Below are 21,049 nucleotides of genomic sequence, written 5' to 3' on the forward strand. Positions count from 1 at the left end.
GTCTCGGCTTCCACAAAGGGCTGGAATTTGCAGCCGATAGTACGAAACGGCAACGTTTACGTCAATCGGAAAGTTATGAAAAAATCAAGCAAATCTTGGGCTTGGCGAATTTTTCCGATTTAATTCATGAGCAATGTCCTAATTCGCATCCTGTCATCAGAAGCGATTTTTCCATTCGCGCATCAGCGTAAAAGCCGTTAATCGATCCGGCACCGATTCATGCAACTGCTCCCGCAAGGTAGCCTGCAACGTCGCGTGGTCGGCGCGCAGGAACGGGTTCACTGCGCGTTCGTGAGCGATGGTGGTGGGCAGCGTCGGCAGGTTGCGGGCACGCAGTCCGGTTGCCTTGTCGCGCCACGCCTGAAGTTCGGCGTTATCTGGCTCGCACGCGAGCGCAAAGCGGATGTTCGACAGCGTGTACTCATGCGCGCAATGCACCTCCGTGTTGCCGGGCAGCGCGGCGAGCGCGTCCAGCGAGGCCAGCATCTGCCGCGGCGTGCCTTCGAACAGCCGGCCGCAGCCGCACGCGAACAACGTGTCGCCGCAAAACACGTGCGGCGTGCCCTGCGGATCGGCCGCCTGAAAATAGGCGATGTGGCCGCTCGTGTGGCCGGGCACGTCGAGCACGCCCAATTCGAGCGCGGGTGCCGCAATCGACACGCGATCGCCGTTTTCGAGACGGTGCGTGAGATGCTCGATCGCTTCACCAGCGGGGCCGTAGACGGGCACGGCCTGGCCATTCAGCAGATCGGCCACCCCACCGACGTGGTCTTGATGGTGGTGCGTGAGTAAAATAGCGCTCAGCCTCCACCCCCGCTTCGCGAGATACGCCCGCACGGGGGCGGCTTCACCCGGATCGACGACGACCGCATGGCGTCCGTCGGAAACGACCCAGATGTAATTGTCATCAAACGCCGGGACCGGTACGTACTCGAGCGCATTCATAGGCGACGCATTCTCTGATATGACTGACCGAGCGATTATAGACTGGCCCGCCTGGACCGACTCGCCACCCGGGCGCTACGTGCTCGACTGGGAGCAGACCCAGCTCGACCGCGTGGTGTCGGACGTGTTCGGCTACCACGCGCTGCAACTCGGGCTGCCGCAACTCGACGCGCTGCGCGAAAACCGTATGCCTTGCCGCGGCCTCGTGCTCGACGCGGCGAGCGGCGCAAGCGCGCCCTACACCTTTCCGCGTGGCAGCGGCCACGGCCGTGGTGCCGGCTTCGCAGCCAATCCGCCTGACAGCGGCTTGCATGCCGGCATGATCGGCGACGTGCCCCGCGGCACCCGCAGCGGCGCTCACAACGGTGCGGGCGATGGCACGGCTGGCGGCGCTGGCGCTGGCGTGGATGTCGGCGTCGGAAGCACGGCTGGCGCAGTCAACAGCGGCGCGGGCAACGGTGCCACCTACGGCTTGCCGCATACGCTATCGGCGCCCTCCGGCCGTAGCGCCGTATGGTGCGACCTGCTCGACCTGCCCTTCGAAGCGCAGAGCGTGGACCTGATCGTGATGCCGCACACGCTGGAATTTACGAGCGATCCGCACCGTCTGCTGCGTGAAGCGGAGCGCGTGCTGATGCCGGAAGGTCAGCTGATCATTCTTGGCTTCAATTCGTTATCGCTGTGGGGCGCGCGGCAGTCGGTCGGCAAGATGACCGGCCGGCCTTTCGTGCCGTCCGCAGTCGATCTGATCGCTTTCACGCGGTTGAAGGACTGGATCAAGCTGCTCGGCTTCGACCTTGAACGCGGGCGCTTCGGCTGCTATCGTCCGCCGCTTGGCAGCGATCAATGGCTGTCGCGCTACGCGTTCATGGAAGCCGCCGGCGATCGCTGGTGGCCCATTTTTGGCGCCACCTACATGATCAAGGCGATCAAGCGCGTGCGCGGCATGCGCCTCGTTGGGCCGCTGAAAGTGAAAAAACCCGTTCTCGCCGCGGGCCTTGCGGCCGCCGCGACCCCGAATACACGCAACCCCACTCAATGACTGCCAACACGATCGACATTTATACCGACGGCGCCTGCAAGGGCAACCCCGGCCCTGGCGGCTGGGGCGCGCTGCTGCGCTTCGGCGACCAGGAAAAGGAATTGTTCGGCGGCGAAGCCAACACCACCAACAATCGGATGGAGCTGATGGGGGTAATCGCCGCGCTCGAAGCATTGAAGCGCCCGTGCAAAGCGGTCGTGCACACCGACTCGCAATACGTGCAAAAAGGCATCAGCGAATGGATTCACGGCTGGAAGAAGAAAGGCTGGATCACGGCCGCGAAGCAGCCGGTGAAAAACGCCGACCTGTGGAAACGGCTCGACGCGCTCGTCGCGCAGCACGAGATCGAGTGGCGCTGGGTGCGCGGCCACAACGGTCATCCGGAAAACGAGCGGGCCGACCAGTTGGCCAATCGTGGCGTCGCATCGCTCACGCAGATGTGAAGCAACGCATCACTGGCGATCGCCCATAACGATCCACATCAACGTGTAAGTGTCAGCGCCAGCCTCGCGAGGGCGTGGCGCACATTTTTGAAGCAGGCTACTCCGACATGCGTCAACTCATTCTCGACACCGAAACCACCGGCCTGAACGCGCGCACAGGCGACCGGATTCTCGAACTCGGCTGCGTGGAACTGGTGAATCGCCGCTTGACCGGCAACAACCTGCACTTCTACATCAACCCGGAGCGCGACAGCGATCCGGGCGCGCTCGCCGTGCACGGCCTGACCACCGAATTTCTCAGCGACAAGCCGAAGTTCGCCGAGATCGCCGACCAGTTCCGCGACTTCATCCAGGGCGCGGACCTGATCATTCACAACGCGCCGTTCGACATCGGCTTTCTCGACGCCGAATTCTCGCTGCTTGGCTTGCCGCCGGTGAGCACCTACTGCGGCGAGATCATCGACACGCTCGCGCGCGCCAAGCAGATGTTCCCGGGCAAGCGCAATTCGCTCGACGCGCTGTGCGACCGCTTCGGCATCAGCAATGCACACCGCACGCTGCACGGCGCACTGCTCGACTCGGAACTGCTCGCCGAGGTTTATCTGGCAATGACGCGCGGCCAGGAAAGTCTTGTCATCGACATGCTCGGCGAGTCGCATGGCGCGGGTGATGCGAACGCGCCGCGCGTCGCGATTGCGTCGCTCGATCTGATCGTGATTGCCGCCAGCGACGATGAACTCGCCGCCCATCAGGCCGTGCTCGATGGCCTCGATAAAGCGATCAAGGGTACGAGCGTCTGGCGTGTCGAGCCGACCCTCGCTACGCATGAGCAAACCGCTTAAAAAGTGCTGGACGAGCCTGAGAATCCCTGACATAATTCGGCTCTCTTCGGGTGGTTAGCTCAGCGGTAGAGCACTGCCTTCACACGGCAGGGGTCACTGGTTCGATCCCAGTACTACCCACCAGAATTTTGGTGTGTCGATCACCGAAGAAAAAAGGGCTTACTCAGGAATGCGTAAGCCCTTTTCCGTTTTGGGTTTCCAGTTTCGTTTGCTGTGCGAAGAATCCCTTTCTGATGGTTGAGTGCCCAAGCTGCGCATAGTGGGCAATCAACAACGAAACTTCGTACGATTGCGACGTCTCAATGCCGCTGATATAGTTGGCGTTCGGGCCTTCGCCCCGTCCACTTTCCAACCTTTCCGGCTATAGGGAGGCGTCACATGATCACCGTGTTCTTCGCTTACCCTGACATGGTCGCGCGATCGTGCTCACTGCATTGACGTTGCAACACTCACGTTAATCGCTGCCGCCGCGAATTCGGCGTGCGGTCGAGTCATCGCTCAAGCGGTTTCGCCCATTAGCGTTCCGCACATACTCTCAGACAGTCTCCCGTCTTACTGCTGGCGCGTCCATTGCGCCGACTGTCTGCTCCTTTCGCTTCTGACTGGAAACTCGGCGCGCTCACGCGTCGCCGGGTCGCGGCATATGACCAGAAAAAAACTCGACTTTCGCGGGCAAGCCTTCAAGGACGTCCTTGGCTTTACCTTCCTGCACTGGGGGCGGCAACCCTGGCGCGTCGTCGTCATTGCCATGCTGGCGCTGCTCTCGGCGCTCGCGGACGTACTCACGCCGCTGTTCGCCGGCCGCCTCGTCGACGCCATTGCATCCGGTTCGGCGAGCAATGCGCTCGCATGGCGCGCGGCGCTCACCGCCTTCGCCGCGCTCGCCGCGCTTGGCATCGGTGCAACGCTGCTGCGGCAAGGCGTGTACTTCAACATCATCCGGCTCACGCTGAAGATGATGAGCGAGATCGCGGCCAACGCATTCCATCGCGTGCAGCGTTTTTCGACCGACTGGCACGCCAACAGCTTCGCCGGATCGACGGTGCGCAAAATCACGCGCGGCATGTGGGCGCTCGACCTGCTCAACGACACGCTGCTGATCGCGCTGCTGCCGTCACTGGTCATGCTGATCGGTTCCGCGGGCCTGCTCGGCTGGCGCTGGCCGTTGATGGGCGTGGTGGTCGGAATCGGCTCGATCGTGTATATCGTCGCGACGGTCGCGCTGTCGCTCGGCTTCGTCGCGCCCGCCGCACGTCTTGCAAATGCGTGGGACACGCGCATGGGCGGCGCACTCGCCGACGCGGTCAGTTGCAACGGCGTGGTCAAGGCGTTCGGCGCGGAGGAGCGCGAAGAACGGCTGCTTGCGCGCGTGATCGACAAGTGGCGCCACCGCACGCGCCGCACCTGGGTACGCGGCACGATCAACGGCGGCGTTCAGGGCGGCATGCTGGTCGCGATCCAGGCGGCGATTCTCGGCGTCGCGCTGCTCATGTGGGCGCACGGCAAAGCGGGCGTCGGCGACATCACGTTCGCGCTCACCACGTTTTTCATGCTGCAAGGCTATCTGCGCGACGTGGGCATGCACATCCGCAATCTGCAACGCTCGGTCAATGACATGGAAGAACTGGTGTCGCTGGAAAGCCAGCCTTCCGGCATCGAGGATCGTCCGGGCGCGCGGCCGATCGTCATCAGCAAAGGTGAAATCCGCTTCGAGCAGGTGACTTTTCACTACGGCGCGAACGCCACGCCGCTGTACGACGACTTCTCGGTGCACATCGCGCCGGGTGAACGTATCGGCCTGGTCGGGCATTCCGGCTCCGGCAAAACGACCTTCATCAAGCTGATCCAGCGGCTATATGACGTGACCGGCGGTCGCATCACGATCGACGGTCAGGATATCGCTCAGGTGCGGCAAGCGTCGTTGCGCAGCCAGATTGCGATCGTGCAGCAGGAGCCGGTGCTATTTCACCGCTCGCTCGCCGAAAACATCGCGTATGCACGTCCCGACGCAAGCCGCGCCGACATCGAGCGGGCCGCGAAGCTGGCAAGCGCGCACGACTTCATCACCGCACTGCCAAACGGCTACGACACACTGGTCGGAGAACGCGGCGTGAAGTTGTCGGGCGGCGAGCGTCAACGCGTGGCGATCGCGCGCGCATTTCTCGCCGATGCCCCCATCCTGATTCTCGACGAAGCAACGTCGAGTCTCGACAGCGAGAGCGAAGTGCTGATCCAGCAGGCGATGGAGCGGCTGATGACGGGCCGCACGACGCTGGTGGTCGCGCATCGTCTGTCGACGGTGCGTGCGCTGGACCGGTTGCTGGTGCTGGACAAAGGCAGCGTGATTGAAGAAGGCAGTCACGAAGCGCTGATCAGGCGCGAAAACGGTCTGTACCGGCGGCTCTTCGAGCGCCAGGCATTGGAGTTGATCAAAGGTCTGGGAGAGCCGGAAGTGCTCGACGCTAAAGCCAGCGCTGCACGCACGAGCCGCAACGACGACGCGAGTCTGCTGGTCAGCAAGTAGATCGAAGCATCAAATGAAACGGAGCCGCACGCTCGCACGTGCGGCTCCGTTTTTCTATGGACGCAATCCGACGCCTACGCCGCGCCGGCTGACAGTCCGACACCGAGGGCCATGCCTGTTGCGGCGAACACCATCAGCACGAGCAGCACTGTCTGAATGACACTGAGACGCGCGTATGAACGCGCCTTGCGCAAGTCCGGCGCGGTGCGCGCGCTCAACGACGCGCGCCAGCGCATCAACGCAAGCATGGAAGGCACTTCCAGCACGATGATGGCCACGAGCAGGGCCATCTTCACGTGAAAAAGCGGTTCATGCAGGTAGTAATCGGCGCCCTTTTCATAACTGCCGAAAGCCCGTATCAAACCCGTGACGATCAGCACCAGCGCAGACACACCCCAGCCGGTGTCGGCCCGAAACACCGAGCGCAAGGCGGCCGGCACTGTCGCGCGGCGCAACGCCCAGGTGCGTCGCAGGATCGACGCAAGCGCAAAACCATACGCAAGCAGATGAAGAGCGGCAAGTAACCAGCGAACCAGCATGGCGACTCCTGCAAACGACCCGATAAAACGCGTACCCGGCACGCCGGCCTCGAAACGAAGCACGGCACGACTTGACTTTGTGCGACCGCTCATTCAACCACGAGCGCGTGCACCACTATATCTGGTTGACCCTCATCAAGCTTTCGTGTCAGACCTGCTGCAAGGACGTGTCGAGCGCACGCGCGGCGACGCGGTCATTCTCAGTGGTGAGCGCGGCGCGAAACACCGTTTGCCGATTGTGACCTGCCGCAGCCGGCGAGTCCCACAACAATTCAATTTTCGGACGACGCCCGAATGCGCCGCGCGCGAGCGTGGGCGCACCTGCGGTGGCGGGCCGCGAAGCCAGCGTTCCGGATTCGCCGCCTGCCGCGCTGAACGCAACGGCGGCAGGCGCAGGCGTCGCGGGCGCGCCCTGCCCTGACGGCCAGCGCACGGACAATTCGCGCGCGTCGTATTGGCCAACCTTGCGACGCTCCGCCCACACGATCACGGTGCGCGTGGCGGGATCCAGTGCAATCGCGTAACGGCCAATCGCAAACCGGCGCGCCGCGATATTGGTCCGCCACAACGCGCGCGGCCGGCAGATCCACATGACGGCCGCGTACAGCGCGGGCGCGGCGAGCAGCCAGCCGTTGGTGGCCGCCACCGCTTGCGCCGCGCGCCGCCAGCCGGCGCTTGCCACAAACGCGCCGACGGACCAGACCGCGAACAGAAAACCGAGGAAAGCAAACAGACGCACCGCCTGCCGCAGCCATTGCGGCAGCGGATGAAACGGACGCTCCGCGACAGCGCGCGCGCCCGGCAGAAAAATCAGCAGGAACAGGAAGACGAGGTTGATGCACGCCCACGGCGACGACGCCATCGCCGACAACGACGCGCCCAGATCCATCTGCGCCATGGAAAAGAGCCAGCGGGCCAGCAGTACGAGACCGATGGCGCGCAGCGCGAAAATCATTCCGGCGCCGGGCGCCGCGTTCGCACGCGTCTCTTTCGTTCTCGCCAAAGCATCCTCCTGTCGTCGGCGGCACCGCATTGGGATTCGCGGCAGGGCCATTATAGGGATATTACGAAAGGCGTCCTGTTATCCGCGCCATGAAAGCGCCGTTTTCAGACGTCGACAGAAAAAAACGCGGCGCGCATGCAACAACGCCCCGCAGGCCGGTGGCATGCGGGGCGTTGCAAGAAGCGGCGGAGCGCACGAGCGCCCGATGCGAACCTTAGCTGGCGTTGACTTCGCGCAGCACCGTGCGGTGCTTTTGGCGCAGCAGTTCTTCGTAAGTGGCGACATAGTTCTGCGCCATCACCTTGGACGAGAAGCGTGCCTCGAAAGCCTCGCGCACCTTCGCGCGCGGCAGCGTGCTCAGGCGATTCACTGCGGCAACTGCGCTGATTTCGTCTTCGACGACAAAACCCGACACGCCGTTCTCGATCACTTCCGGCACCGAACCACGGTTGAACGCGATCACCGGCGTACCGCACGCCATGGCCTCGATCATCACGAGGCCGAAGGGCTCCGGCCAGTCGATCGGGAACAGCAGCGCATGAGCGTTACCGAGAAACTCGGTCTTTTCCGATTCGCTGATTTCGCCGATGTACTCGACGTGCGGCAGCGCCATCAGCGGCTTGATGACTTCTTCGTAGTATGCGCGGTCAGCCTTGTCCAGCTTGGCGGCGACCTTGATCTTCATGCCGACCTGTTCGGCGATGCGGATCGCGCGGTCCAGACGCTTTTCCGGCGAAATGCGGCCGAGGAACGCCAGATAGTCCGGTTGCACGTCCTTGATCGGCGTGAGCAGGTTTTCCGGCAGGCCGTGATACACCGTTTGCAGCCAGTTTGCCTGTTGCAGCGGCAGACGCTGGTTGTCCGAGATCGACACCACCGGCACGTCCTTGAACGTGTTGAAAATCGGCTGCAGTTCCGGCAGATCCAGACGACCGTGCAGCGTGGTCAGGAACGGCACCGGCTGACGCTCGAAGAGGGAGAACGGGTAGTAGTCGATGTGGAAATGCAGCACGTCGAATTCGTCCGCGCGGCGGCGCACTTCTTCGAGCAACAGCATGTGCGGCGCCATCACGTCGCGGATCGTCGGGTCGAGGCGCAGCGCCTGCGGCCAGAAAGCCTCGAGTTTCGCCGAGGTCTGCGAATCGCCGCTCGCAAAGAGCGTGACGTCGTGGCCCTGCTCGACCAGCGCTTCGGTCAGATAGGACACCACGCGTTCCGTACCACCGTACAGCTTGGGGGGAACCGCCTCGTGCAGCGGAGCGATTTGAGCGATTCGCATAATGGAAAACTCCTCGTAAAAAATCAGGCAAAAATACTGCGTTTGTTAAAAGCGACTCGCTTGCTCGCCAGGGTGGTCTGCCCGGCAACACCGGCGCGGGCCTGATTCTTTCGAGAAATCCTGCAATGAATCGCTTGAGTTGAAGCCCGGACTGGTTGGTCCGCGCCGGGCATGTGCAATTAAACGCGCACATCACACCTGCGTTGACAAACTGTCAGAAATTTCGATGGGCTCGCAGACGATGCATTATCGATGCCGAGCTTCACGCTGCACCACAACATTTCAAAGACTTTACGTTGTTACAAGCGCGAAACACATTGCAAACCCTTGTTTTATAAGCCAGTTCTACAGTAACAACTGGCGTGCGGCGAGCTTCGCAAAACGGCAACGAGCGGCGCTAGCGCCAACTTTGCCGGTATGCGTTGAAAAAATGCCGCACCGCAATTGAATGCAATTTGTAATTGTATCCCAATTTTTCTTGCCTTCTGGATGGGTCGTCGCCCCAACCTGCCGGTGCTTATGTGACCTGCACAGGCTCGTCGCAAAATCAGTCGCGTCAGGCCCGGATACAGAGGGCGCAAACGCTTTTGCATGTTTACAATGCGAGCGTCGGCTTCGCGGTGAATCCTCCCGGAGAATCCTTTTTCTTGTGGCCCACACTTTGCATGCACAGCCCGAAACCCATCGAACCCACGATCAATTGGAACACTTAACCATCGCCCAGCGTAACGCCCAGAACGCACAGCTCGCGAGCTATGCGCACCGGCCGCTTGCGTTTCTCTTCCGCTTTATTCGCCGCCACCCGCTCGCGCACGCGATCGTGTTGTGCAGCGTGTTCGCGGCCGTGGGCTGTGCGCTCGCCTCGCAGTACGCGATCAAGCACCTGATCGACGTGCTCGGCGAAGGCCGCCATCATCCCGGGCCGCTTTGGGGCGCGTTCGCCATCCTGGTCGGTCTGATCGCCGCGGACAATATGCTTTGGCGGGTCGGCGGATGGGTCGCCGCGCATACGTTCGTCGCGGTAACGGGTGATTTGCGGCGCGATCTGTTCCAGTATCTGACGGGTCACTCACCCACTTACTATTCCGAGAAGCAGCCCGGCATGCTGGCGAGCCGGATCACGGCCACGTCGAACGCCGTCTACACCGCCGAAAACACGACCGCGTGGAACGTGCTGCCGCCGTGCATCGCGGTGCTCGGCGCGATCGTGATGATCATCGCGGTGAATCCGTTGATGGCCGCCGGTTTGATGCTGTGCTCTGCAATTTTGTCCGTCGTCCTTTACAAACTTGCTGGCCGCGGCTCGGCGCGGCACCATCATTTCGCGACCAAGGCGGCGTCGGTGGACGGCGAACTCGTCGACGTGATCAGCAACATGGGGCTCGTGCGCGCTTTCGGCATGACGTTTCGCGAACAGCAACGCTTCGGCGCCACCGTCAAGGCGGAAATGGATGCGCGCCAGCAGAGCCTGCTGTACCTCGAAAAGCTGCGCCTGCTGCATGCGGTCATCACCGCGCTGCTGTCAGCGGGGCTGCTCGGCTGGGCGCTGTGGCTGTGGGACCAGGGCAAGGCCACGTCCGGTGACATCGTGCTGGTCAGCTCGCTAGGCTTCACGATCCTGCACGGCACCCGCGATCTGGCCGTGGCGCTCGTTGACGTGACCCAGCACGTGGCGCGTCTGGCGGAAGCCGTGCGCACGCTGCTGGAGCCGCACGGCATGCCCGATCGCGACGGCGCCACCGAACTCGTGCCGCAAGGCGGCCGCGTCGATTTCGAAGGCGTGACATTCGCCTATCCGCGCCGCCGTCCGATTCTCGATCACTTCGATCTGCATATCGAGCCCGGCCAGCGGGTTGGTCTGATCGGCAAGTCGGGCGCCGGCAAGTCGACTGTGCTCGCGCTGTTGCAGCGCTTCTATGAGACGCAGGGCGGCGCGATCAAAATCGACGGTCAGGACATCGCCACGATCACGCAGGACAGCTTGCGCCACGCGCTTGCGCTGGTGCCGCAGGACATTTCGCTGTTCCATCGCACGGTCTACGAGAACATCGCGTATGGCCGCCCTGAGGCCAGCCGCGAAGAAGTGCTCGCGGCCGCGCGGGAAGCGCGCTGCACGGATTTCATCGAGGCAATGCCGGAAGGTTTCGACACGATCGTCGGTGACCGCGGTGTGAAGCTGTCCGGCGGACAGCGTCAACGTATTGCGATTGCGCGGGCCATCCTGAAAAATGCGCCGATTCTGCTGCTCGACGAAGCGACGTCGGCCCTCGACAGCGCGTCGGAAGAAGCAATCCAGAAGGCGCTCGACCGTCTGATGGTCGGTCGCACGGTGATTGCCATTGCGCACCGCTTGTCCACGTTGAACAACTTCGACCGGATCATCGTGATGAGCGCCGGCAAGGTCATCGACGACGGCAGCCCCGAAGAGTTGCGTCAGCGTCCGGGCCTTTATCGCGATCTGCTGTCCAAGCAATACGGCAAAGGCGCGACGTTGCACGTGGGCGGTAAGAAGGTGGACGAACAGCACGTCGTCTGAGCGCGTGTGCGCGGTGCTGTGCCGGAAGACAAAAAAGCCGCTCGAAGCGGCTTTTTTGTTGCGTGTCGCGCTTGCGTATCGCGCTTACGTCTCGCAGTTGCGTGACGCGGCCTCGCCATTAGATCGACACTCCCCGCCAAGCCGCCACCTCGCAGCGCTCCTCAGGCCGACACTGCGCGCCGCCCCTTGCCGGCCGCCGCACGTGGTTTTTCGTTACCCGAACGCTTTGCGCCGCCGGTGTCCTGCAGGTCGCGCATGAAATTATCTCGCCACACCGAAACGTTGTTCTCGCGCAGCTGCGCCATCATGTCCGCGTGACGCGCCTGGCGCTCGGCGAGCGGCATGTCGAGCGCCTTCGCGAGCGCCTCGGCCATTCCGTCGATGTCGACCGGATTGACGATCAGCGCGCCGTCGAGCTCCTGCGCCGCGCCGGCGAACCGCGACAACACGAGCACACCGGGATTGCCCGGATCCTGCGCCGACACATACTCCTTCGCGACGAGGTTCATGCCGTCCCGTAAAGGCGTCACGTAGCCGACGTGCGCGGTTCGGAACAGCGCGGCGAGCACCGAGCGCTCGTACTGCTTGTGGATGTAGAGAATCGGCGTCCAGTCCAGTTCGGCGAATCGCCCGTTGATGCGCCCTGATTCGCCTTCCAGTTGCAGGCGAATGTCCTGATACGCGTGCAGGTCGGCGCGAGTGGGCGGCGCGATCTGCAGGAACGACACCTTGTTGCGATGCGCCGTCGCGTGTTCCAGCAAGCGCTCGAACGCGCGAAAACGCTCGACCAGTCCCTTCGAATAATCGAGCCGGTCCACGCTCATGATGAGCTTGCGCGAATGCAGCGTCGCCTTCATGGTGCGCACCGGTTTGCCGCGCTCGCCGGCTTTGGCAAGTTCGGCGATTTCGTCCGGATACACGCCGATCGGATAGGCCGACGCGCGCAGCGTGCGGCCGAATGCGTGCAGCGTCAATGGACCGGCTTGTGGCGAAGCGTCCACCGTGCCATTCGCCTCGTTGACGACGTAATCGCAGAATGCACGCAGATCCGGCGCCGTCTGAAAGCCGAGCAGATCGAACGAACACAACGCTTCGACCAGTTCGCGATGCGGCGGCACTGCAAGCAACACCTGCGAGGCCGGAAACGGGATATGCAGGAAGAAGCCGATCCGATTTTTTACGCCGGCGGCGCGCAACGCCTGCGCGAACGGGATCAGGTGGTAGTCGTGAACCCAGATGACGTCGTCGTCACGCAAGAGCGGCACGAGTTGCTGGGCGAGCCACGCGTTCACACGCCAATAACCTTCGAAATCGTGGCGGTCGTACTGCACGAGATCCGCACGATAGTGGAACGCCGGCCACAACGTGGCGTTCGAGAAACCACGATAGTACTGATCGTAATCACGGCGCATCAACGCGATGGTCGCAAAAGTCACCGGGCCGCGCTCTTCGAGCTTGATCTGCGGCTGGCCGGAACTGAGCACATCGCCGCTCCAGCCGAACCACATGCCGCCGGTTTCCTTCAGCGCGTCGTACACGCCCACCGCCAGACCGCCCGCCGCCGGGCCGCCTTCGGAGATCGGCGCCACCCGGTTCGATACGATGATCAGTCGACTCATGAAGCGCAATTCCCGGAACGAGAGTGTGAAAGCGTGACGGACGACGGGAAACCCGGCGCGGCGCTCATGCAGTGCGCGCCGCCGCGACGATCGATTCGAGCCAGTCGAGCAAGGCGGACACCGAATCGACGCGCAAGCGCGCGGTCGTATCCCCCGCGCCGACCTTGATCGACACGCCGCCGCGTTCGTTGACGACCGCAAAGCCTTTCTCGTCGGTGAGGTCGTCGCCGGCGAACACCGGGCGACGGCCGACGAACGGCGGCTCATCGAGGAACGCCCGCATTGCACGGCCCTTGTCCACGTCTTTCGGTTTGATTTCGTAGACCATCTTGCCCGGCTGCAGCACATACGCGCCGGGATAGTCGGCGACGAGCTGTTCGGTTGCATGGCGCGCGGCGGGTTCGCGCTCCGGTGCGTTGCGATAGTGCAGCGCGAGCGCCGCGCCCTTGATTTCGAGCAGCATGCCCGGGTTCTCGTTGACCACCTGCGCGAGTACCTGCTCCATGCGCAGCAGGCGCTCGTCGTTAAAACCTATCCGCTGCGTGTCGCCGTTCGCGTCGCGCCGCTCGGCGCCGTGCAAGCCGGCAATCGGCAGATCCGGCATGCCGAGAAATCCGTCGATGCTGTCGATCCCGCGGCCCGACACCACCGCGACCGCGCCATTCGTCAGGCGCCGCAATTCGCTCAGCAGGTCGATCACGCGCGGCTCGACCCGCACGCCGTCTGGCGTGGACGCGAGTTCGACGAGCGTGCCGTCGAAGTCGAAGAAAAATGCCGTCTCGCTCGGAGACAGAACAGCTGGAAGTGCTTGCATCGGTTAGTTTGCCTTTCAGCCTCGTGCGGCCGGAAAAGTGAGCGCATCTTACCGCGCATCGGTCCAATTTTCGAGAAAGTAAGCCAGCACCCAGGCGTGGCGGCGGCTCGCGAGCGAAACCGGACTCACGTGCGTACAAAACGAAAACAATCTGATTTCGTCGAGCTTTCAGCGCACTGCGTCATATTGCCTCGCAACCCGCGCACGTCAAGGCGCCGCGCGACGTGTTCCGACGATTTGCGTTACAGTCGCAGCCGAACAGACTATTGCTTTAACGGCCAGTTTTGCACACTGTGACTGCGCGTGCCGTGCGCGCAACCCGCTGCGCCAGTCGTGCGCGGCAAAGCGCGCCGCTTCTGAATCGAGTCATCGAGCCCTGCTTTGTTCCCATTCATCCCGTCCTGTCCGCCGCAGTCGAACGACGTACCAGCAACGCGAACGACCGCGTTTCGCCCGGCGAGGCTCGTGCGCCGGCTGGCGCTGATCTCGATGTTCGGCTCGGCAGCCGTGCTGACCGGCTGCACGCATCCCGCCGAGCCCTGGCAACTGACCAACGTCACTGGCCACCTGCCGGATCTCGATTTCAAACTGACCGGCGACGATGGCCGCCCCGTGAACGGCGATTCATTCAAAGGCCGCACGTCGCTCGTCTATTTCGGCTACACGCATTGCCCCGACGTCTGCCCGGAAACCATGGGACGCCTGATGCAGGTGCTCGGCAAACTCGGCCCCGACGCCCAGAAGGTGCGTATTCTCTTTATAACTGTCGACCCGGCGCGCGACACGCCGAAAGCACTGCATGATTACGTCGGCGCGTTCGACGCGCAGCATGCCGAAGGGCTGACCGGCACTGACTGGCAAATCGAATCGCTTGCCAAGCGCTACCGGGTTGCCTATCAGATGGAAAAACGCGACCCGAGCGGCAACTATGAAGTCACCCATAGTTCGGCAGTCTATGTGTTCGACCCGCAAGGCCACGCACGCCTGCTGGCCACCGACCACGACACGCCCGACGCGATCGCGCAGGACCTGCGCCGCGTCATCGACGATCACTCCTGACCTTCACTCGCCTCTTTCCAGGTTTTCATTCATGTCGATCAAGATCAAAATCAGAACGCTCGCCACCCTCACCTGCGCGCTCGCGCTTGCATCCGGTCTCGTGACAGCCGCGCAGGCCGCAGGCGCGCAGGCCATCAGCGTACAGAACGCCTGGGTGCGCTGGCTGCCGAACAACCTGCCCGCCGCCGGCTACCTGACGCTGGTGAACGCGAGCGACAAAGCCGTGGACCTGGTCGACATTTCGAGCGACGACTACGGCGATGCGATGCTGCATCAGACGGTGTCGAACGGGTCGTCGCAGAAAATGGTGATGGTCGACAAGCTGACGGTGCCCGCGCACGGCCAGGTCGCGATTGCGCCGGGTGGCTACCACGTGATGCTCGAAGATGCGAAGCACAAGGTCGCGCCCGGCGACACGGTTCATCTGACGCTGAAGTTTTCGGACGGTGAAACGCTGAATGCCCCGTTCGCCGTCAAGTCGCCGGCGCAAACCAAGTAACGCATCCGGCACACCGACCAGCCCCGCGCGATGAACCTGCTCTACTGGCTCGATCCCTGGGAATTTTCGCCGACCGTCATCATTGCGTTGCTGTTGCCGGCGATCCTGTTCGTGCGCGGCGCGCGCAAGGCGAAGGTGACGTTCGCGCGCCGGCTGTCGTTCTGGTTCGGGCTCACGGCGCTCTATGTGGCGCTGCATACGCGGCTCGATTATTTTTTCGAGCACGAGTTCTTCATGCACCGCGCGCAGCATCTCGTGCTGCATCATCTTGGGCCGTTTTTCATCGCGCTGTCGTATCCGGGCGCCGCACTGCGCGCCGGCATTCCGTTCGGCTGGCGGCAACGTTTCGTGCGCCCCGCGCTCGCCACGCCCGTCGTGCGCACTTTGCTCGACGTGGTGATGCACCCGGTCGTCGCGGTCACGCTGTTCGTAGGGCTGATCTACTTCTGGCTCGTGTCGCCGATTCATTTTGTGGCGATGCTCGACTGGCGGCTGTACCGCGTGATGAACTGGAGCATGGTGATCGACGGCCTGCTGTTCTGGTGGCTGGTGCTCGACCCGCGCCCCGCGCCGCCGGCGCGTCTGTCGCCTGGCAAACGCGTGCTGGTGGTGATCGCGGCGATTCCGCCGCAGATCCTGCTCGGCGCGTTCATCTTCTTCACGCCGCGTGAGTTGTACCCGATCTATTCGATCTGCGGTCGCGCGTTCACGTGGCTGAGCCCCATGCGCGATCAGCAGATTGGCGGTCTGCTGCTGTGGATTCCCGGTTCGATGATGAGCGTGATCGGCGCCCTGCTCGCGCTGCGCCACTGGATGCGGCTGTCGGCGCGCGGACGGGTGCGTGGCGAACGTCGCGCGAATGCGGCGCGAGGGCTGGGACAGCGCGCGCCGCTGCAGTCGGAGGCGGCTACGCTGCCCTCACCAAAAACGCACCGACAGACTTAGACCGAGCGCATCCACACGTGCGGTATGCCGTCTTCGTCGTGTATGTCCGAGACGGGCGCAAATCCGAATGCGCCGTAAAAGCGCTGCAGATGCGCCTGCGCATGCAGCCGGACCGGCGCGTCTGGCCACTGTTCGCGGATATGCGTCAACGCCCGCTCGAGCATCGCATTGCCGAGCCCTATTCCACGAAACGGCTGGGTGGTGAGAACGCGGCCAATCCGGATATCGGCGTCGCCGGCATCCGGCAACAGCACGCGCAGGTAGCCGGCCAGCGCCGCGGTGCGGCCGCCGGGTCCGTATGCCAACAGGTGCCACGCGTCGAAATCCAGCCCGTCGATGTCGCCGTAGACGCAGTTCTGTTCGACCACGAACACCGCGCTGCGCGCGGCCAGCATCGCGTAGACCTCACTCGTCGTGAGGTCGTCGAAACGCTTCCAGCGCCATTCGAGTTCGGCGAGCCGCGTGGCGGCCGTGTGCTGCATTTCAGTCATGTGCATGCTTTGAGGAAAGGCGCGCCTTCGACGCCTGTTTGTGGCTATACATCGCGGCATCGGCGGCCGCAAGCAGTTCGGCGACATGCGTGTGCCGCTTCGCATCGTACTCGACCTGGCCCACGCTGAAACGGATTGCGTAGCCCCGTTTTGCGTCGACGGTGTTGGCTTCCAGCGCGTGAGCGAGCCGCTGCGTGACTTCGCGCGTTTGCGCGCTGTTCGAATCGGTGAGCAGCGCAACGAACTCATCGCCGCCCAACCGGCCGATAACGTCGCTCTCGCGCAGTTCGGTGCGCAAGGTTTCGGCGAAAGTCTTCAACGCAAGGTCGCCTTCGGCGTGACCGTACGTGTCGTTGATCTGTTTGAAATCGTTGAGGTCGAAGAACAGCAGCGACGCGGGCTTTTCCATCCGCTTGCACACATTCAGCGCGTGTTGCGCGAGCGCCTCGAAGCCGCGCCGGTTCGACAGCAGCGTCAGGTCGTCGAGCGTCGCCAGTTGAACCGCAACCAGTTCCTGCTCCGCCATGCGCGCCAGATCGCGCAACAGTTCGCGCTCTTCGTCATCGAGACCGCCACGCGGCTTGACGTCGAGCAGGCACAACGTGCCGAGCTTGCTGCCATTGGGCACCGTGAGCGGACACCCTGCGTAAAAACGGATGTTGGGATTGTCGGTAACGAGCGGATTGTCGAAAAAGCGCTCGTCGCTGAGGGTGTCGGGCACCATCAGGATGTCGTCGCCGAGAATGGCGTGCGCGCAGAAAGAGACATCGCGCGACGTCTCGCTGGTTGACAGGCCGACGCATGACTTGAACCACTGCCGGTTCGCATCGACCAGACTGACGAGCGCGATGGGCACGCCGAAAAGGCGCTTCGCGAGACGGGTCAGGCGATCGAAGCGCTCTTCGGGCGACGTGTCGAGAATATGCAGCGCACGGAGCGTGTCGAGACGGGTGCTTTCGTTACTGGGCGTCGTTGGGACGTGCATGTCGTTCTTCCTAAGGCCGTTGAAATGACCACAGTCGTAGGCGTCTAGTGTAAAGCCGCATGTCGTCGTGCCGCACGTATTACCCTGGAATCGGATGTGTCACGCAGAGCTTCTGCCGGTCCCGCCATCGCTACGGGTGTGCGCCAAAGCTCACGGGCTCGACCGGGCGGCCAAGACATTCGATCAGATTGCCCGGCCCGCTCAGGTGCAGCGCGCCGACCACTACGAGCGTGCGTTCCGCGCGGCCGAGCAACGCGGTCAGACGCGCGGCCCATGCGCGATTGCGCGCGTCGAGAATCGCCTCGCGAATGCCCGGCAGATTGAACATCGGCGACTCGGTCGCGATACGCTGCACACATGCGGTATCTCCGTCCAGCCATGCGCCGTGCATGGACTCGAGCGTGCGCTGCGGTTCGTCGACGTCGGTCATCAGCAAGGCCAGTGCGGCGCCGATCGCTTCGAGCGGAATGGTTTCGAGCGACGCCGCCACATCCTGCGCGGTCTCGAGAAACTGGTACGGTTTGCGTTGCGCGATCGCGGAGCGCAGCATGCGCGGCTCGACGCCTTCGACCACGTGCTGGAACAGCGTCGGCGCGATGATCAGTGCGGCCCACGGGCGCAGGTCGGCGAACGGCGCGAGCGGGCCGTCGACGGGCCACGCCGCTTGCAGACGGTTCCACGCATCGCTCGACAGCAACGGCTCGAGATGTGACGCGTCGGGTTGGGCTCCGGCGTGCGGGCTTGATCTGAGCAACGGCAAGATGGCCGGCGGACTGGACTCGAGAACCAACGTCTCGGCCCAATCATAGGCTTCGCCGATCCAGGGCGGCATACGGCGGCTCGTTGCGGGGAAGAGATGCATCGAGCCAAGCAGGCGCACATGCGTGCCGGTAATCTGAAAGTACATGCACCCTCGATAAAGCAGCTATGCCGATGAAGAAGTCGTAGCCGGCATCACGTGGTTCCTCGACACTCGCCACGCCGGCGCGGCGCGCGTTGCCACGCGAAGCGCACCGTGGCTACCACGAACAGCAGAAAAGCGATTTGCGACAGATACAGCTCGAGCCGGATCGGATGACTGAGCGCGAACCACGAATTGTGCGCCACATCCGTCACGATGACAGCAACTGAAAGTGCCAGTCCGGTTCGCGGCGCGGCCAGCAGAAGCAATGCAACGAGCGGATCGATGAAGAGCAACGACGTCCAGTAGAGTCGCGTGACGGGTGCGACGCCGCCGTAATCCCAATTCAAACCGTGAAGGAGTGCGACGTGAAGATGCGTGCAGAAGGCGCCGCAAAAACACGCCGCGTAAATCATACGCAGACCTTGCGCGTGGCGCGCCATTTGGGAGATAAGCATATCCGGCAATGTCCAGGCTTGAGTGCGCATATGAAAGCCTCGGCGATATGGCTTTTCACTTCACATCAATTCAATTTCATTCGACTGGCCAGACTGAATATCAATTACTGGGCGCTTCGCTTGAACGATTCGAGTTCGCCGGTATAACGCTCATTGCGCACGCCATTGCTCCCGTAATACTCTTCCACCGACTTGACCCATCTGCCGATTTCCGGCACATACCAGAAAGCCTTGTAGGTGCGTCCCGTCACCTTGACCGGGCCAACTTGCTGCGCATGGGTCATTAACGCCGTGTTGCCTTGCTGGATCTGCGCGGCCTGGGTGACGGTCTTCGTTGGTTCGAGTTGGCCGCTCCAGTCGCCTTCTGCTTCGATTTTGATTGCCTCGAACGTGCCCGCGGGAACCGTCACCGACTCCGTGCCGACGACGCGATATTGCGTCGTCCACTTCTGCATCGCGAAGCTCCTGTTCGGGTGCGATTCCGTATAGTCGAGCTCCCACGTTTTTCCGGTCGTCAAAGGAAAAACAAGTGGCCTGTTCACCACGGTATCGGTGCCGTCGACGTTGCGCTCGCGGCTCCAATCCGCGCCGGCGATGGCTTCGCTGGGCGCCTGAGTCGAGCCGGGTTGCGCGCTTGCGTAATAGATATGAGACGGAGTGACGCGCAAGACCGTGACTTCGTTTCGCGTTTGACGCCACACGGAAGGCGCTTTTTCAAACGTATTCAAGTAGGTCCACGAGTCCCCGCTTTTTATTGTGGGCGCCGGCACCGATGGCGTGATCGCAATGGCCGGCGAACCGATAAGCATCAATGTGGCTGCAATGAAGGATATTTTCATCTGGTCTTATTTTTTCGTTATAACTGGTTTTTTTGTGCCTCGACAGTCCAACGTCAACTGCAAATAAAAAGGCATTTAACGTTGCAAACCCAACTCACCCGCGTGCATGACGGCGTGAGATACTTTACACGCATGGCGTTAAAACGCTAATGCTCGACCATTCCTTCAGAGTGCGAAAGGGCACTCAAATACATTAACGAAAGAAAAAATAAAGAAAATGAAAGAAAATAAAAGGCGACCAGTAAATTACTCAGTACTTGCCACGGGAATCGCATTGCTTTTATCGGCTTGCGGAGGCGGTTCATCAGGTGACTCGGCGGGAGCGGCGCCTGCCGCCACGCTCAGCGACAATCAGAAGAATTATGAAAGCGCGGCGCTTGCCGCCAATGGAGGTTTGCATTATCTGACCGGCAATCTCGCACTTGCCACCGCGTCGAACGGCGCGGTGACCGTCGGCTCGAACAGCGTCTTTTAAGCCGACAACTCGAGCGTGGCTCAGAGTCCAGCGCAAGGGCCGCAGCCGGTGACCGTCACGTACACATCCGTTTCAACGGCATTGAAGGTGCCGACGCTGGCTCCGACTCGGCTGGTCGTGAACGGCGCCGTGTTGAGCACCTCGTCGTCGCCGCGGGTCAGTTACACCGGCTCGAACGTACAGGAAGACTATCTGGCCGCCGACGGCACGACCGTTGTACGCACGCTGCTCGGCACGAGCTATACCGTCGTGCCGCTGACCGGCCTGATTTCCGCGTCCCCCGCCGAACTGTTTTCAGACAGTGCACTGGGAATCATCACGAATACGGTGAACGGACAACCCTTGTACAACACGCAAGCCAACTGGCAAACAGGCGCGGCATACGTCAAGGTCGTGCGCCACACAATAGGCGACGAACTGTACACCTACGATTGTGCTGCCCCGGCCACGACAGGCGCGACGCCGACACCCTGCTCGACCAGCGTATCGACGCTTGAAGGATTTTTCCCGTACGCGAGCACGACTGATTCGAAAACCTATCAGATCGGCGACGGTCAGATCGTGACCGTGGCCGGCGTGCGCGCCTGGGTAGCCAATGCGCCGCTCGGCGCTCAAACGACCGACTATCGCGTCTACTACCAAACCAGCGGCGGCATCTCAGCGGGCTATCTGATCAAGGACGGCACGACATTGCAGATCGCGCCAATCGGTGGCGGCACACCGCAAGAGAACTATCTGTTCCTCAACGGCGCGGCATTGCAGTCCATTACCACGGCGATCAGGTTCTAAGCCGAAAAAAGAAAAGCCCCGA

At 62.4% G+C, this 21,049-nt stretch carries 21 protein-coding genes and 1 tRNA gene; 11 read left to right on the top strand and 11 right to left on the bottom strand.

The genetic code is table 11. The features are described 5' to 3' along the window. Positions 1-156: 156 nt before the first annotated feature. The gene (gene gloB / locus AAGS40_RS10190) at positions 157-945 is read right to left on the bottom strand and encodes a hydroxyacylglutathione hydrolase (RefSeq protein ID WP_345811144.1); all 789 of its coding nucleotides are present in this window, start codon (positions 943-945) and stop codon (positions 157-159) included. Between the two features lie 19 nt (positions 946-964). On the opposite strand from gloB, the gene AAGS40_RS10195 reads away from it, so the two are divergent. The 5 genes from AAGS40_RS10195 to AAGS40_RS10215 all read left to right on the top strand — a co-directional run bounded on the left by AAGS40_RS10195 (position 965) and on the right by AAGS40_RS10215 (position 5,796). After that, positions 965-1,987: a class I SAM-dependent methyltransferase gene (locus AAGS40_RS10195; RefSeq protein ID WP_345811145.1), complete on the top strand. Its 1,023-nt coding sequence runs from the start codon at positions 965-967 to the stop codon at positions 1,985-1,987. After that, positions 1,984-2,430 carry a ribonuclease HI gene (rnhA, locus tag AAGS40_RS10200; RefSeq protein ID WP_345811146.1) on the top strand — a complete coding sequence of 149 codons (447 nt, stop codon included), beginning with the start codon at positions 1,984-1,986 and terminating at the stop codon, positions 2,428-2,430. Before AAGS40_RS10195 ends, rnhA begins: the two co-directional genes overlap by 4 nt. Positions 2,431-2,537: 107 nt before the next feature. Next, entirely contained in the window at positions 2,538-3,272 is a 735-nt protein-coding gene (gene dnaQ, locus AAGS40_RS10205; protein ID WP_345811147.1) for a DNA polymerase III subunit epsilon, read from the top strand. Positions 3,273-3,320: 48 nt separating this feature from the next. Then, positions 3,321-3,395: transfer RNA gene (locus tag AAGS40_RS10210), tRNA-Val, on the top strand. A gap of 520 nt (positions 3,396-3,915) precedes the next feature. Continuing rightward, positions 3,916-5,796 carry an ABC transporter ATP-binding protein gene (locus AAGS40_RS10215; RefSeq protein ID WP_345811148.1) on the top strand — a complete coding sequence of 627 codons (1,881 nt, stop codon included), beginning with the start codon at positions 3,916-3,918 and terminating at the stop codon, positions 5,794-5,796. Positions 5,797-5,870: 74 nt separating this feature from the next. Here AAGS40_RS10215 and AAGS40_RS10220 read toward each other — a convergent pair whose 3' ends face one another. The 3 genes from AAGS40_RS10220 to AAGS40_RS10230 all read right to left on the bottom strand — a co-directional run bounded on the left by AAGS40_RS10220 (position 5,871) and on the right by AAGS40_RS10230 (position 8,617). Then, a complete protein-coding gene (locus tag AAGS40_RS10220) occupies positions 5,871-6,335 on the bottom strand; it encodes a DUF2214 family protein (protein ID WP_345811149.1) in 465 nt (154 codons plus the stop codon). A gap of 148 nt (positions 6,336-6,483) precedes the next feature. Then, positions 6,484-7,338 (bottom strand): hypothetical protein, encoded by an 855-nt coding sequence (locus AAGS40_RS10225; RefSeq protein ID WP_345811150.1) that lies wholly within the window; start codon positions 7,336-7,338, stop codon positions 6,484-6,486. 214 nt (positions 7,339-7,552) lie between these two features. Further along, a complete protein-coding gene (locus tag AAGS40_RS10230) occupies positions 7,553-8,617 on the bottom strand; it encodes a glycosyltransferase family 4 protein (RefSeq protein ID WP_345811151.1) in 1,065 nt (354 codons plus the stop codon). Between the two features lie 700 nt (positions 8,618-9,317). Here AAGS40_RS10230 and AAGS40_RS10235 point away from each other — a divergent pair. Further along, the gene (locus AAGS40_RS10235) at positions 9,318-11,153 is read left to right on the top strand and encodes an ABC transporter ATP-binding protein (RefSeq protein ID WP_345811152.1); all 1,836 of its coding nucleotides are present in this window, start codon (positions 9,318-9,320) and stop codon (positions 11,151-11,153) included. Between the two features lie 161 nt (positions 11,154-11,314). Here AAGS40_RS10235 and otsA read toward each other — a convergent pair whose 3' ends face one another. Together otsA and otsB are read right to left on the bottom strand one after the other, a co-directional pair. After that, positions 11,315-12,772, bottom strand: a complete 1,458-nt coding sequence (gene otsA / locus AAGS40_RS10240) for an alpha,alpha-trehalose-phosphate synthase (UDP-forming) (protein ID WP_345811153.1) — start codon at positions 12,770-12,772, stop codon at positions 11,315-11,317. Between the two features lie 64 nt (positions 12,773-12,836). After that, entirely contained in the window at positions 12,837-13,586 is a 750-nt protein-coding gene (gene otsB / locus AAGS40_RS10245) for a trehalose-phosphatase (protein WP_345811154.1), read from the bottom strand. 489 nt (positions 13,587-14,075) lie between these two features. On the opposite strand from otsB, the gene AAGS40_RS10250 reads away from it, so the two are divergent. The 3 genes from AAGS40_RS10250 to AAGS40_RS10260 are packed head-to-tail and all read left to right on the top strand — an operon-like array spanning position 14,076 to position 16,089. Beyond that, positions 14,076-14,645: an SCO family protein gene (locus tag AAGS40_RS10250; protein WP_345814355.1), complete on the top strand. Its 570-nt coding sequence runs from the start codon at positions 14,076-14,078 to the stop codon at positions 14,643-14,645. A 37-nt stretch (positions 14,646-14,682) separates the two neighbouring features. After that, the gene (locus AAGS40_RS10255) at positions 14,683-15,144 is read left to right on the top strand and encodes a copper chaperone PCu(A)C (RefSeq protein ID WP_345814356.1); all 462 of its coding nucleotides are present in this window, start codon (positions 14,683-14,685) and stop codon (positions 15,142-15,144) included. A 30-nt stretch (positions 15,145-15,174) separates the two neighbouring features. Further along, positions 15,175-16,089 carry a cytochrome c oxidase assembly protein gene (locus AAGS40_RS10260; RefSeq protein ID WP_345811155.1) on the top strand — a complete coding sequence of 305 codons (915 nt, stop codon included), beginning with the start codon at positions 15,175-15,177 and terminating at the stop codon, positions 16,087-16,089. Here AAGS40_RS10260 and AAGS40_RS10265 read toward each other — a convergent pair. The 5 genes from AAGS40_RS10265 to AAGS40_RS10285 all read right to left on the bottom strand — a co-directional run bounded on the left by AAGS40_RS10265 (position 16,086) and on the right by AAGS40_RS10285 (position 19,592). Further along, positions 16,086-16,580: a GNAT family N-acetyltransferase gene (locus AAGS40_RS10265; RefSeq protein ID WP_345811156.1), complete on the bottom strand. Its 495-nt coding sequence runs from the start codon at positions 16,578-16,580 to the stop codon at positions 16,086-16,088. The genes AAGS40_RS10260 and AAGS40_RS10265 overlap by 4 nt on opposite strands. After that, positions 16,573-17,565, bottom strand: coding sequence for a sensor domain-containing diguanylate cyclase (locus AAGS40_RS10270; RefSeq protein WP_345811157.1), 993 nt, complete (start codon positions 17,563-17,565; stop codon positions 16,573-16,575). Before AAGS40_RS10270 ends, AAGS40_RS10265 begins: the two co-directional genes overlap by 8 nt. Positions 17,566-17,695: 130 nt before the next feature. Next, positions 17,696-18,472 (bottom strand): TraB/GumN family protein, encoded by a 777-nt coding sequence (locus AAGS40_RS10275; RefSeq protein WP_345811158.1) that lies wholly within the window; start codon positions 18,470-18,472, stop codon positions 17,696-17,698. 47 nt (positions 18,473-18,519) lie between these two features. Then, positions 18,520-18,924 (bottom strand): hypothetical protein, encoded by a 405-nt coding sequence (locus AAGS40_RS10280; RefSeq protein ID WP_345811159.1) that lies wholly within the window; start codon positions 18,922-18,924, stop codon positions 18,520-18,522. A gap of 104 nt (positions 18,925-19,028) precedes the next feature. Beyond that, positions 19,029-19,592 carry a hypothetical protein gene (locus tag AAGS40_RS10285; RefSeq protein ID WP_345811160.1) on the bottom strand — a complete coding sequence of 188 codons (564 nt, stop codon included), beginning with the start codon at positions 19,590-19,592 and terminating at the stop codon, positions 19,029-19,031. 388 nt (positions 19,593-19,980) lie between these two features. Between AAGS40_RS10285 and AAGS40_RS10290 the strand changes: the two genes are divergently transcribed. Both AAGS40_RS10290 and AAGS40_RS10295 read left to right on the top strand, forming a co-directional pair. Beyond that, positions 19,981-20,238 carry a hypothetical protein gene (locus AAGS40_RS10290; protein WP_345811161.1) on the top strand — a complete coding sequence of 86 codons (258 nt, stop codon included), beginning with the start codon at positions 19,981-19,983 and terminating at the stop codon, positions 20,236-20,238. 15 nt (positions 20,239-20,253) lie between these two features. Then, the gene (locus AAGS40_RS10295) at positions 20,254-21,027 is read left to right on the top strand and encodes a hypothetical protein (protein ID WP_345811162.1); all 774 of its coding nucleotides are present in this window, start codon (positions 20,254-20,256) and stop codon (positions 21,025-21,027) included. The last annotated feature ends 22 nt before the right edge of the window (positions 21,028-21,049 follow it).

Source organism: Paraburkholderia sp. PREW-6R (genome assembly GCF_039621805.1).
Taxonomy (GTDB): domain Bacteria; phylum Pseudomonadota; class Gammaproteobacteria; order Burkholderiales; family Burkholderiaceae; genus Paraburkholderia.